Raw genomic sequence first — 15,165 nt, forward strand, 5'->3', positions numbered from 1 at the left:
ATAGGCCTTAATAATAAAGATGTTACAACTATCTCGCCGCTAAATTACATTTTGGCAAATAGAGAAACGATTAAAAACAACACGGCATGGGTGTCGCGTTTTGAGAAAAGAGGGTATAACGAAATCCTTATTTACCCAATGATTTTTTCATGCGGGAAAAGACTAAACGTTTTCTTTTTTAGGTTGTTCGATAGGAAGTGTGAAAATAAATTCGGTACCTTTACCGGGACTGGTGTCCACATCGATTTTTCCGTTGTGTTTACCCACAATCTCATAGGCTAACGCAAGACCCAGCCCTGTGCCTTGACCGACGGGTTTCGTCGTAAAAAACGGATCAAATATTTTTTTCTTCACTTCTTCGCTCATTCCCATGCCCGTATCTTTGATGCGCACACGAATATTTTTTTCATCCGCCATTTCTGTCGTTATCGTGATCGTACCCTGGCCTGGTGTCGCTTGTACGGCATTGACGATCGTATTCATAAAAACCTGATTGAGTTGACCGGGAAAACACTCGATCTGAGGTATTTCGCCATAGTTTTTTATGATTTCAATCCGGCCTTTGTATTGGTTTTTAGCGATAACCAAAGCACTATTGATCAGTTTGTGCACATCGGACATACGGTAATCTTTGTGATCGGCTCGGGCAAAATTGAGCAGACCTTCTACGATTTCACCGATACGCTCGGTAGCCAGTTCGATCGGCGGCACAATCTCTTCTTGTATATTTTCAAGAGCCGCACGCATATCATTCGGATTTTGAGATTGAACCGCATCTTGCAATTTGCGATACAAAATAAACACATAATGATCCACCGTTGCCCGCGGCGTATTGACTTCATGTGCAATACCGGCCACCATCTGACCTAGGGATGACATTTTTTCGGCTTGAACAAGTTGGGACTGCGTTTTTTGCAGATCTTCCAGCGTTGTTTCAAGCTGTTCGGTTTTTTGGCGAAGTTGCGATGTGCGGTCAGCTACTTGTTTTTCTAAAAGCTGCTTCTGATGCAGCAACCTCCGCATACGCTGTTTGTACCACGTCACCGCTGAAAAAATCAACAGCGCTAAGGCCGCGATACGAAACCACCACGTCTGCCAGAACGGAGGCTGAATAACAATTTTAAGTTCAACGCCTTTTTCATTCCACACCAGATCGTTGTTCGACCCTTTGACGCGAAAAACATATGTACCGGGATCGACATTGGTATAATTAGCTTTGCGCTCGGTACCGATATTAACCCATCCGTTATCAAATCCTTCGAGACGGTACGCATATTGATTTTTTTCAGAACTGGTATAGTTGAGTGCGGCAAACTCAAATGAGAAAAAATTCTGTTTATACGAAAGCTCAACGACCGGAAGATCATTGATATCCTTGCCCAACGCTACCGGTTTTTCGAAAATTTTGAACTGCGTCAGAACCACGTTAGGAATATTGGGATTATCGCTTACGCTGTCGGGATGAAACCGGTTAAAACCCCGGATACCTCCAAAATACATTTCTCCGTTTTGCGCTTTATACGCCGAACCGTTTCTAAATTCGTTACTTTGTAACCCGTCACTGACATCATACACACGAAACACCCCGGATGAACCCGATGCATCAGACGGTATAAAGCGTGTAAGCCCTTTATTCCCGCTTATCCAAAGACGATTTTTAGCATCACAAAGCAATCCGTAGATAATATCGCTGGGTAACCCTTCTTTTGTAGTATAGTGCTGAAACGTAGATTGTATGCGATCAAAACGATTGAGCCCGCCGGTCGTTCCTATCCATAGCGTACCTGACGTGTCTTCCGTAATGGCGCGGATATTATTATGACTGATAGTAGACAGATTGCGCGGATCATGCAAATAGTGACGAAACGCCGTTTCACCCGGCAAACGCACACTCAAACCGCCTTGGGTACCCACCCACAATGCACCGCTCCGATCCTGATAAAGCACTTTGGCCACGTTATTACGTAAAGAAGCCGGATCATCAGGATTGTTTTGATAATGAATAAAACCGTTTTTTTGCGGATCAAACAGATCGAGACCATTCATCGTACCTACCCATATATGCCCGTCGCGATCTTCGAGTAATGTAATGATTCGATTTTCGATCAGCGACGCGGGATCTACGGAATGTTTATAAGACGCGACAAACCGGCCGCTTGCGCGATCAAAACGACGCAAACCGCTGCCGTAACTTCCAACCCATAAATTACCTTTGCTGTCTTCCAGAAGACAGTTATAGCTGTTATCCGCATTATTTTTGAGTGACGCATCCGCAAAATAGTTATTAAACGTATTTTTTACGGGATCTAATTGATTGAGTCCGTATTCGGTTGCAACCCATATTTGTTTTTTGACATCCTCATAAAACGACCAAACTACATTATTGCTTAAGGATGTTTTATTCTTAGCATCGCTCACGTAGAGGGAAAATTTTTGCTGATGCGGATCAAACCGGGACACACCACCGCCATAGGTGCCAAACCAAAGACGCTGGGCATTATCTTCAAAAATCGTATTGACATAGCTGTGACTAATACTGCTTTTGTCGGTCGGATCATTGACAAAACGCATAAATCGTTTTTCTTCGCGGTCGTAGCGATTAAGCCCGCTTTGGGTACCTACCCAGATCACACCCGCATGATCCTCAAAGACCGACCATACCATGTTATGGGAAAGACTTGCCGGATCGGAAGGATTATTCGTAAACGTCACAAAACGATCGGTAGCCGGGTCATACATATTAAGCCCTTCTGCCGTGCCAATCCAAATCATTCCACCATGGTCCTCGCAAAGGCTTAATATGTTTTCGTGAATGATTTTTCCTGTTCCGATCCCGTATTCAAATTTTACTGTTTTTCCTGTCGCCAATTCGTGCGCTATCAAACCCTTATTCGTTCCTATCCAAATTCGACCTTTGGTGTCAAAAAGCATCGCATTTACTTGGCGCGAGGGTAACGCTTTGCCGATGGGTGTTGACTTATCCTGATGGGTAAATACGCCCGTGGTTTTATCAAGCATATCCAAACCGCCGGATGTAGCCAACCACAAATTACCGGACGTATCTTCAGCGATGAAGTTTACACGATTGCTGTTGATGGAGTTCGAATTTTTAGAGTCATGACGATATATGACAAATGATTCTTTATCACGATCAAAACGACACAATCCTCCGTCGGCCGTACCGATCCATAATAAACCGCTGCGATCTTTGAAAACCTTGAGAATTCGGTTATCCGAGAGTGACGCCGTATCCAAATGGTTGTTTTTGTAAACGGTAAAGTTGTAACCGTCGTAACGATTCAGACCATCTTGTGTACCAAACCATAAAAAACCCCGGCTATCTTGTACGATGCTATATACTACGGTTTGCGACAAACCCTGCTCTATCGAAAGTGTCTCAAACGTAATGTTTTGCTGTGCGTGCAGAGCTGACAACCAAAACAGCACCGTACCAATAAAAAACCGACGAATCATGTGGGGAAGCCTTTACAAGTTAACCATGGTTTTAGATTTTTCGACTCCGGAGGCAATCGTTTTATACAGAAGTTTAGTGGGACAAGACTTGGTAAGAAACTCGTTGATAACCTTGGATGCAATCATTTTGATCATGTCTTTTTCCATTTCGGAATAACCGGAATAGATGATCTTATAGTATTGCTTATCGCCATGCTCTTCTTTAATTTTTTGGAAAAACTCCAGGCCGTTCATTTCCGGCATGCGATGGTCACTGATGATGAGATTGACTTTATGCGTTTTCAAAAGGCCCAGCGCTTGAAAGGGGCTTGTGGTCGTCAGAACTTCGTAATCATTTTCAAACAACAGTTTGAGTGATTTAAGAATTTCGGCGTCATCGTCAAGACACAAAATACAGGGCTTCACAGACATGAGACACTCCGTTTGAATAATATATTAATGAATTAATTATCGGTATCAGACAGGCTTTAAAAGAGGCAGCGTTTATGGATTTTTTTATAGTGAAACGCGAACAATCTAATCAAAACAAAAGGAAGTCTCAAGAACATTAATGCCCATGAAAGATAAAAATTCAAAAATCGTGTATTCTACTGACCCTAACTATACTGATAATGAGCCGCAAGAAGAAAGTTCTTCACCACGCGAAAAAAATTACTTCCTTAAGATGTATCTTGATCGAAAACAACGCGCAGGTAAAAGTGTTACCGTATTAGAGGGATTCACAGAATCCGCGGATGACATAGCACAGCTTGCCAAGCGTCTGAAAAATTTATGCGCAAGCGGTGGCACAGCTAAAGATCGTCTTATCGAAATTCAGGGCGATCATCGCGACAAAATCGAAAAAGAAATGACTAAATTAGGTTATAAAATCAAACGCAGCGGTGGGTGACATTTAATCGAAATAACTGTTTTATATCATAATTTTGTTATGGCGTACGTTTGTATCACTGTTCACTGAAAAACATTTTCGTCATTTTAAAGCCTGCGGTCAATTGTGTGAAACCGGATTGCCTTCACTACCGACAAACAACGCCTGCAAATTGAGTGAGGGAGCGCGGCGATTGCTAGCCAGTGCCACATAAGTCTGACCCAGTCGGTCTTTGGCGGCGCCTAATATAGTACTGACCACACCCAGCGCATGTCCAAGGATAGCCGGATTAATCTTCCCGATGATTCTCTGCCATAATGCTTCCTCCAGCACATTGATCGCCGTTTGCGTTTCATGAAGATCATAACCCGACTGGAAGCGCTCACCGGCTATGATTTCAATGTGATCCGTGAGGCGCGTCAGGTTTTTGGAGTGTGCCGCGTCGGCAATCAGATCATAAAGATCTTCCAATCTTTGACGCGACACCACCGCCCCGGCCTGACGGTAATGCGATAAATGCGCTCGTTCCATCGCGGCCACAGCCTCTTCGATGATTTCAGAACGCTCATCTTCCAACAAAGCTTCGAGTGTCATAACCACCTCAAAACTAATAGTTAATAATCAGCCGATATAACCGGCAATGTAAAATACAAACAAACTCTGTCGCGTAGTATGATGAGGGTCAGGAAAGCGAAGATAGCTCAGTTAAAAAGAAGCGCCGAGCACCATAAGGCATCCCGGCGTTAAAAAAATTTAGTATAGCAAACACATAGATTAGTATAACCATCGTCGCGCCATAACCTCCGCCGAAAGAGATTCTAATTTATCTGAAAGCACGTCGGCGATATTGACGGCGTTGATATCCGTCGTATAATTCGGCTCCAATTCACGAATTTTGGCATAGCATTGCGAATAATTTGACGCATGCAAATATGAAGACGCCTGATACCAAATCAGATCGCTATGCGTAACGGATGATTTATGTGAAAATGTATAGGCATTATCATGACGAAGCACAAACTGCGCATACATTATAGCGGATGGATAATCCTCAAGCGACCAACTCACAGCGCACCAACCCGCATACGCATCGCTTAAGCTGTCACCGCTGACGTTCTGAAAATATGTATGTGCTGTCGCCGCCTGATTTTCATCTATCGCACACCAACCCAAACCTACAAACGCTTCGGCATTGCCTATGGCGGATTGTTCGGCGAAAATAATTTTCGCTTCCGAAACATTTCCTTCCTCGTACAGAGTCCATGCTTTCTCGATCGCATCGGGATCCGCTTCGGCAGGACCACAAGCATTAAATATTAAGGCACCGGCAACGAGCCCCATGAATAATTTTGAACGTTTCATATATGATATCTCCTGTTTTTTCTTATTTGATCAACATCATTTTACGTGTGACCAATCCGCTTTTTGTTTCAAGACGGTAAATATACACACCGCTGGCTGAAAGCTGACCTGCCGCGTTACGGCCATCCCATACGATCTTATGATAACCGGCTTCGCGTTTTTCGTCCACCAGTGTTTTGACGAGTTGACCTAAAAGATTGTACACCGCGATTTTAACGTTTCCATTTTCCGTAAGGCCAAACTCAATCGTCGTGGACGGATTAAACGGATTGGGATAATTTTGCGCGAGTTCCAGACGATCCGGCACAACGACATGCCCTGCGCGATACAGCGCGACGTACGTACCATAGTGAGCGACCTTTGCACGCACTTCGTATCCGTCCGACTGACCGCCTACGTATTCATATCCCATATCGGTTTTTCGGTAGATACCGATTTGTCGCTTATCAAATTGCGATTGAACGGATGCCTCTGCGAACATCTCTTTATCAAGTCGGATCACTAAGTTTAATACATCACTTATTTCTGTCGTACCGTGGATACTTACAGACGTGCTTACCAATATTTCGTTTAATTCCTCTTCCGTATTTTCACCCATGAGGATAAATCCATCGGACGACTTCATCCGCCCATTAGACGAAAGAAAAACCGAAGTTGATTTCAGCGCCAGTGTGTGTGATTTTGAAACTGCAGCAACCTGATAAATTCGCTGAACCGAACGCGTATTGCCGGCCGCATCTTGTGCGTTAATAGCTACAGCAAGGCTGCCTTCCGTATTCATTTGATACTTACCGGTATAAAGCGTACCCACGCCCACACGCTGGAGTGATACGGTACGATTATCCGTAACCGTATTTGCTGTGTTTTTCATCGTTACTTGCGCTTGCACGGTTCCGGAGAGCACTTCGCTGGAATAAACCTGTAAATCAATGTATGATTTCAAAATCGGGCCTTGATTGAACCAAAGACTAAGCACTGGGCGCTTGGCATCTACCGTAAAACTTTGAACGTTGGACACCGTGTTCCCGCCATGGCCATCATGCGCCGTGATGCGCCAGAAATACGACTGTGCGCTGTCCAGATCGGATGCCGGTGTGTAGCTCGTATCGGACGTCGAAGCATTGATCACTGCAGAAGCAAATGTATTATTCGTGGATACCTCTATCGTGTATGACAGCACATCACCATCCTGATCTATAGCTTTGCGCCAAACAAAAGCAGGACGAAGCGCTGTAAGCAGGCCATTATTTAAAGGCGTGACTAAAGTAAACGCCGACGGCGCATCGTTAACAGGATTAATTGTGACGGTAAACGTATCCGAAATCGCTACCAAGCCATCCGAGACCGATACAATAACCTTTGGCGTACCGCTAAATTGGGAAGTACTTGTAAGGTACAGTGTATCATTTTGTATGGAAGTTGAAACGCCAGCTTCCGCCGTCGCCGTAAAGGTCAACGCATCAAGATCCGAATCCGTAAAGAACTGCGTCAAAACACTATGGCGTATGCGCCCAAAATCTTCATTGAGTGTAGTATCGCGCAGCATCTGGGCAAGTACAGGCGAATGATTGGTAGAAAACACATTGACGATCAAGGTATCGGCAACCGTATATTCGCCGTCAGATGCCGTGACACGTAACGTGGACGCACCTGTAAAACCATTTGTACTGATAAGATACAGCGTATCGTTTTGAATCAGACCGTTGACTCCGGCATTGAGCGTCGAAACGGCATAATTGAGCGTTCCATTATCTATGTCATTGAAAACTGCCGATAACTTATCTGCGTAGGTTTTACCGAAATCCTGTGCTAAATCCCTGTCTGCGATCTGATTGGTCCGGTTCGGCGCATCATTGACCGGTGTAACGATCACATTGATCGTGTCGGCGACGCTGTTTCCGTAACTATCTTGCGCCTGGATACGCACGACGGCTGTTCCGTTAAAATCGGCCACTCCGCTAAGATATAGCGAATCTTGTGCGATGATCGCAGAAACGCCGGAAGAAAGGATATGGGATGAATAACTCAGATTAACATCATCCACATCATTGAAAAAGTCATTCAATCGATACATCTGCGTTTTGGCGAAATCCTCAGTGAATGTGGTATCGCGCAAACTTTGAACAAGCGTAGGCTGGAAGTTTTCCGGATTGACGGTGACATAAAATGTATCTGTCACCGAATATTCCGCGTCATGTGCTGTTACAAGAATTCCCACATTACCCACAAAACCACCAACACTGATAATATAAAGACTGTCACCGGAAACTTCCGTATTGACACCCGCTTGCAAAGCGGTCGCTGTCATCGTAAGCGCATCATTGTCCGCATCGTTAAACACGTTCGAACTTTTTTCGACATATGATTTTCCAAAATCCACCGTTTTAGTGATGTCCGCTATATGCGCGATGCGTTGCGGCGCATCATTTACATTGGTTATCTCTACAGCCAACGTATCGCTGACCGATAGCGCACCGTCAGAGGCTATTAGGCGAAGAAGAATATTACCGTAAAAATCTTTTGCACTTTGCAGATACAGGCTATCATTGGTGATTGTCGTTGTCCCGCTACCGGCGATAACTTGACTACTATAAATAAGCGTCGAAGATTCGACATCTGTGAAGTGCGAATTGAGCTCCGCGATAAAAGTTTTTCCGATATCCTCGCTCCACGTCGTATCGCGTAACGACTGCATCACAGTGGGTGTATAGTTGAATGGGACAACGGAAACTGTCAACGTATCTACAAGAGTATATTGGGTATCGGAAGCCGTGATCCGCAAAAACGCATCACCGAGGAATCCGGCTACGCTTTCGGCATACAGCGTGTCACCGGAAATATAGGTAACAACATTACCGCTCACTACGGACACGGTGTATGAAAGCGCCGCATCATCCGGATCGGAAAAATAGTTCGGTAAATAACCTAAAGCCGTTTTGTCAAAATTTTCCACCAACGTTTGGTTATTGAGCGCTGTCGTTTGCACGAGCGGATCATTGACCGGCGTTACATTTACATCAAACGTATCGGATACAGAGTACTGTCCGTCGCTCGCTGTAATGCTGAGTGTGGCCGTCGCGGTATGAAAATCTTTAACACTCATCACATATAACGAATCATGCTGTATGTGAGCGGTTACACCTGTGGCGATGGCCGTTATCATATAGCTCAACGAGTCAGACTCTACATCCGCAAAATGGTCGGATAGATTGACATAAAAAATTCGCCCAAAATCCTCTGCTAGGGACGTATCTCTGATCGCGGATGCGACATACGGCGCATCATTTTGCATTGTGACATCCACACTAAAAGTATCACGGATCGTATATTCACCGTCGTTCGCCGTAAGTTCGATCGTTGCGATACCATTAAACGAAGCAACGCTTAAGAGGTAGAGACTGTCATTGGAAATGTAAGGTGTCGCACCGGATGCGATCGTACTTCCACCGAACGTGAGTCCATTGTCCACGTCACCGAAAATATCCAATAAGCGAGCCACATAAACTTTGCCGAAGTCTTCATTGTACGCCGTGTCACGCACCGCCGACAGAATGGTCGGTGCATCGTTGATATTATTTACCGTGATTTGCAGATAACCGAAGGACTGGCCGCCGTAATTATCCGCCGCATAATACATCACGGTATCTACACCGGCAAAATTGGAATCCGGTTTGTACGTGATCGTCAGATTACCCGAGTTAATCGTAGCCGTGCCATGCCGCGGTTGGGAAATCGAAGCGATATGGAGCACATGGTTTTCCGGGTCGGTATCATTATCAAGAACAGCCGATGTAATGCTGCTTTCTTCTGAAATTTCTTCGGTATCCATGACGACAACAGGATTGCTATTATTCTGCGCTTTTTCCAAAATAATATTATCCAAGCCGGCACTATCCGTCCCTGCTGCATATTCACCACGAATACGCAGAGCGGTAACATTGGACAATACGTTTTGCAATTCAGATTGTGTCGGAACAGACCCTGATGTTTTTTTCCATCCTGCCGTCTCGTTGAACACCAAACCAAAACTCGTGAATGTAGTACGCGGATTAGCCGGGAAATCATAATTTAGCTGAACACCGTTACCGATTAAAATCACATCGGGTTGCGAATTGTCCGTTCCTGCAGGGCTTTGTTTGATATCATAACGCAGCGTTTTATCGTAAACGGAACTGAGGTCGCCGAGAAATTTGGAAGGCGCGTTAAAATACCACCAGGCGCCCGTCACGGCATCGGTCGCCGTAAAATAACCACCAGGATTTCCCCCTGTCGAACGGTATGCGGAGTCCGATACATCGTTGACCGTTGACCAATTTTCCATATCGGTGTCAAATTTACTCCAAGTGACAAGGAATGAATCGCCGGATGTAACTGCAACAAACATCGTAGCAGAATCCGCCAATGATCCGTCGGAGACATAAAACTTGAAACTATCCACGCCGGTATAATACATGTTTGGTATGTACACAACAGAGGAGGATGTACCATCAATCTGTGCGTCACCAAACTTAGGCCGTGATACCGCTGACACCGAGAGTGTTTGATTTTCGGCGTCCGTCGCTGTTGCCACCACATTGATGCGTACGACATTATATTGCGTGACCGTCGTTGTTGTATCTTTTGCGTCAGGACGATCATTAACACTGTTAACCGTGATTTTTACCGCCGCCGTATCCAAACCGCCGCGGCCGTCAGCAATCACATACTGCAAACTATCCGAACCGGAATATTCCGAAGCGGACGTATAAATAATCGTCGTATCGCCACTACCATTTACCACGGTTCCGTGATAAGGGAATCCGGAGAGAATTTCGACGATACGAAGCGCGTCACCATTGGTATCCGTATCGTTGCGTAAAACAGAAAGCGTAGATGGGACGTCTTCTGAAGCCGTCACGATATCATTGGTCGCTACCGGAGGTGTATTGGACGAATCTGCAGTCACAAGAAAAAGCGCCGTGTCTCTATACATCGGTACAAAATCATATGGCCCGCCGGTACGCAGTCCCTGTATCGCTCCGAAACCTCCGGACTTACTCGCATAATTCATGATTTTAAACGTGTCGCCAAGCGCCGGCAAAAATCCATTAAGTAAATTTACATTTACGGTTCCCGCGAGTGTCGCGCTGCCGCTTGCGCGCAATTCATCAAATTGACCAGCGTTTTTTCCGCTAATCTCGGCATCATAAACGGCCGTACTCTTATTATTGATATTTCCGGTGAAACGTAGTTTGCCGGGCGAAGCGCCGGGACGTATTGTACCGTAATTATCAAAACGCGTACCGACATCAAGAACGCCTTTGCCGGTGATAATACCGGTGCTGAAGTTAACAAGACTGTCATAACACAAAATTGTCAACCCTGAATCAATTTGTAACGTACCGTAATTACTGATTTGATATTCAAAACTCGAAATGCCCGTGCCGCCGGATTTACGCAGCAACCCATAATTGTTTAGATACGGTTTGGCAGCTGCAAACATCCAGTTAGAATTCACATCGGTTGCCAATGTCGTCGTCGCACCGGGCATGTTGTTATACACAGCTCCTGCGTCAAACATGACAGGATTATTCCAGTTGGCAGTACCGTAGTTGTTGACTATGCGTCGAAAAAGAGTTCCGTTATTATAATCAAAGACTGATGCCGGCGACAAGGTCAGTGTTTGTGCAGGAGTATTGGAACTCAATGTCCCTGTCAACTGCAAATAATGACGAACAAACCACGGGTTATTTCCACCGACGGTTCCATTAACCAGCAGCGTATCTACTTTCAGGGAGTCGGTCGTAATAAAATTTGCCGTACCGCCGGAAACATTCAGTCTATTTCCAACACTCAGGAGATGACCGGACGGCATTCTGAAATTAACCGTACCGCCGGTGATGGTTAGCCTGTTGGATGTACTGAATGTGCTGTCAAAATTGACGGTACCTCCACCGATCGTAGTATTGCCAGTAATATTATATACACCGTCCATCGTAAAATTAGTAGGACTGATGAGTACGGTACCACTCCCTGTGATATTGCTCGACGCGTCAAAAGAGTGATTTCCTCCGGCAAAGTCAATCGTTGAGCCCGGCGAAAGTATAAAACTACCTCCGGCATGGGTACCGCTGGTTCCAAAAAACAAAGTACCCGACCAAACTTCGATTGTACCATAGTTATTCACGTAATATTCGAAGCTTGATATACCGGTACCACCGGACTTTCTAAGTGTTCCGTAATTATTAAAATTATTCGAAGTTCCGGCAAACCAGTTGGTGTTTCCATCCAGCGGCCAATCGGTCAAAGCCCCCGGCATATTATTATACACTGCGTTCTGGTCAAGTCCCCAAGGTGTTGTCCAAATAGCCGTTCCGTAATTATTGAATGTCCTTTTAGAAATACTGCCAGTCCCAAGCCATAAAAATGCCGCCGTAGGAGCGATAATTATTTGCTGGCTTGAATCTGTTCCCACGATAGCGCTGTTGGTAAATTTAAGAGTATCCTGAATTAGAATTATTGAGGTGCCTCCGAAATTGCCGTTCTGCATCCAAACCTCTTCCAGTTTGGCCGTATCGGATCTGTCAAAATAAACATTCGTAGCCGCAAACGTATGTCCAATAATGATTCGTTTCGGTAATTTTATGATATGGCCATTCGGTCCGTCAAAATAATATGTGCTGCCGTACAATATCATCGTAGGCCCTGTAACATTTATTATGCCTCTCAGTCGTATCGTTCCGCCAAACGCATCACCTAAAATCACACCTTTACCTTGTATCGTACACGAACTGTCATATGTCTGATTAGCTGCGTCGATTTGCCAAGTTGCTGCGGAATCAATGTCAATCACGGCACCTGTAGCGTTATTAACTCCGCCAAAACGAAGTTTGTTGAGTTTGATTTCAACGCGTGAACCATTGTAGTGGTTGGTCGCAACATTCCATTCCGTATTTGCGCCCGCCGATTTACGGATAGTTCCGTAGTTTTCAACGCGCGGTACACTTCCCGTTTGATGCCAATAGCTAGATCCTGAGTTGGTTAAAATAATAGCGCCCGGCCGATTGATGAATACCGCCCCGTTACTAACACGCCATTCGCTCGAAGTCCAGTTTAACGTTCCGTAATTATCAATAGTACGCTTGCTGAAAAAACTCAAACCAGATGCATTCAAAATAGCGCTTGATCCGATAATCAACGTATTTGTGGAATCCGTACCGGAGAGAGTGCCTCCGGAGAAAGCAAATCTATTATTTATTTTTACTGTAGCCAAACCATTGAGGATGCCGCCACTCGTGATCGAAAGTACATTGAACTGGAGCGTATCCGGCTGATTAAAATACACTGTTCCTCCGGAGATCGTAACACTATCCACAGAAGGAATCCGTGAAGCGACATGTGCTGTACCGCCATTAAAATCCAAAATACCGGAGCCATTGATCGTATTTGAAGTGTCCATGTACTGAGTACCACCGTATATCCGATACCGTGCACCATTGGATAAATTAAAATTTGTTGTTTTAGATGTATGGTTGGACTGGACTGCTAATGTTCCAGAAGCTACGTTGTAGGTTGCCAAAGAATCGTACAGCGGAACATTGATCGTAGTTTGGCCCGCACCGGACGACTTGTGAATAGTCCCGTAGTTATAGATCATCGGATCAGAACCGCCATTCGGAAAATTATTCCAATACCAATCTCCGGTGATATTGATCAATGCACCAGGGCGATTGATGAAGATCGCACCGTAATCCCAATCCCAGTGTCCTGCGGTCCAATTGATTGTACCATCATTGATAAATGTTCGTTTCTGAACTTGACGGGTATTCACGGTTATATTCACCGTACCGCTGTTGACAAATGTTACGTTAGAATCGCTTCCATAAATATATCCGCCGCTCCAATCGTACCGCGTTTTAACACGAATCGGAGAATTACCCGTTATGATACCGCTTGACTGAACCATGCGATCCACAATGACCGAATCATTGGTGTTAAATGTTGCCGTATTGCTAGTCATGGTCAATCGCGACAAGATCAAAGAGTCTTTGGTGTTCAAGGTTACGTTACCTGAAATGCCGAGATACGGTCCGAAGCTCGGTGCAGATCCGTTAAATGACACCGTAGCGGAGACGTCCGTGCTGTCTGAAACATCATAGAGTCCGTTGATGGTATAGGTTCCACTGGTAAACCGTACTGTTCCCGTTCCACTGATTGACGATGCTGCATCCCACGTTTGCGTTCCGCCCGCATAGATGGCGAAACGGCTATTACTCAAAGTCCACGGCGTATTGACATTAGTAGCACTGGCGGATACCTGCAACGTTCCCGATTGAATCTGATAGGACGCGTTTGTATTTACGGCATCAACATTGAGGTAGGCATAACTACTACCGGAAGACACACGAAATGTCCCGTTATTAATAAACTTCGGCGCCGGCGCTGCACCAAAATAATTGATATAGTATCCTGCAGCGGTCGCATCTATGATTGCGCCTGATTCATTACGAATAATTGCACCGGTATTATTATCCCAATGTCCCAATGTCCATGAAATCGTTCCTTGGTTGATCAGCGTTCGTTTAGATAGTGTACGAGTACCCGAGTTAAAGAGGGCTGCCGTCTGGATTATGGTTGCCACGGTTGAATCCGTTGCGGATTGTGTCCCTCCTGACCAATTAAACCAATCTTTTATACGTACCGGAGAATTGCCGGTGATCGTACCGTTAACTTGAATCAATGTGTCAATCACCAGTGTATCGTTCATAGTCAAATTGATCGTACCGCCGGATTGACGCAAGCTTCGCATAGTGATGTTTTGCGGTGACGTGATGTTTATCGTGCCGCTGGTTATCGAAACGCTATCGCCGAGCGATAGTGATTTTCCTGCAGAAGCATTAAATGTCATGCTGGACGAAGTCAAAAAGTACGAAACACCTTTAATATTTACGTCTCCTGTAAACGTAGCCGCTCCGCTGCCTATGGTTAAATTTCCTGCACCACTGATTGATGAATTGGCATCCAACGAAGCGGTCGTACCGGTGAAATACAATGTAGCTCCGGAGGCAATCGTCACATCCGCATCCGTTGTTATCAGTGAACGATAGAAATACGTTACCCCAGTTTGAAGGTCAACCGTGGATCCGCTGTATGAATAAATATCTGCATCCACAGTAAAGTTGGTTGCATTGACCGAACGACGGAATATTCCGTAGTTATTCAAACGTGAAAGCGCTCCATTGATATGATCCAATGCGGGAGATGATGTGTTGATACAATCAAAGAGATTATTGTTGTTGATAACTGTCCCGGAATCCATTATAAGACTGGACGTACCGCCATAGCTAATCGTACCATTATTCTCCACCGTGATCTTTTGCCAACGAAGCGTAGATGTAGGATTGAGCGTAAGCGTCTGACCGCTACCAATCAACAACTTGATCGTCGAATCCGTAGCACGCAATACACCCTGATTCATCGTA

At 45.1% G+C, this 15,165-nt stretch carries 6 protein-coding genes; 1 reads left to right on the plus strand and 5 read right to left on the minus strand.

Annotation, left to right across the window (positions count from 1 at the left end; genetic code table 11):
* Nucleotides 1-162: 162 nt before the first annotated feature.
* Complete coding sequence (locus HUU58_05535; GenBank protein NUN45126.1) at nucleotides 163-3,474, minus strand: hypothetical protein; 3,312 nt, start codon at nucleotides 3,472-3,474, stop codon at nucleotides 163-165.
* A 12-nt stretch (nucleotides 3,475-3,486) separates the two neighbouring features.
* Nucleotides 3,487-3,885, minus strand: a complete 399-nt coding sequence (locus HUU58_05540) for a response regulator (protein ID NUN45127.1) — start codon at nucleotides 3,883-3,885, stop codon at nucleotides 3,487-3,489.
* A 145-nt stretch (nucleotides 3,886-4,030) separates the two neighbouring features.
* Between HUU58_05540 and HUU58_05545 the strand changes: the two genes are divergently transcribed.
* Nucleotides 4,031-4,363 (plus strand): translation initiation factor, encoded by a 333-nt coding sequence (locus HUU58_05545; GenBank protein NUN45128.1) that lies wholly within the window; start codon nucleotides 4,031-4,033, stop codon nucleotides 4,361-4,363.
* Between the two features lie 99 nt (nucleotides 4,364-4,462).
* Here HUU58_05545 and HUU58_05550 read toward each other — a convergent pair whose 3' ends face one another.
* The 3 genes from HUU58_05550 to HUU58_05560 form a co-directional block, all read right to left on the minus strand.
* The gene (locus tag HUU58_05550; GenBank protein ID NUN45129.1) at nucleotides 4,463-4,936 is read right to left on the minus strand and encodes a hypothetical protein; all 474 of its coding nucleotides are present in this window, start codon (nucleotides 4,934-4,936) and stop codon (nucleotides 4,463-4,465) included.
* A gap of 180 nt (nucleotides 4,937-5,116) precedes the next feature.
* Nucleotides 5,117-5,704, minus strand: coding sequence for a hypothetical protein (locus HUU58_05555; protein ID NUN45130.1), 588 nt, complete (start codon nucleotides 5,702-5,704; stop codon nucleotides 5,117-5,119).
* Between the two features lie 22 nt (nucleotides 5,705-5,726).
* Nucleotides 5,727-15,165: tandem-95 repeat protein (locus tag HUU58_05560; GenBank protein ID NUN45131.1), on the minus strand; the 9,439-nt coding region annotated here is incomplete at its 5' end.

It is taken from the genome of bacterium (assembly GCA_013360215.1).
In the GTDB taxonomy this organism is placed as follows: Bacteria; CLD3; CLD3; order SB21; family SB21; genus JABWCP01.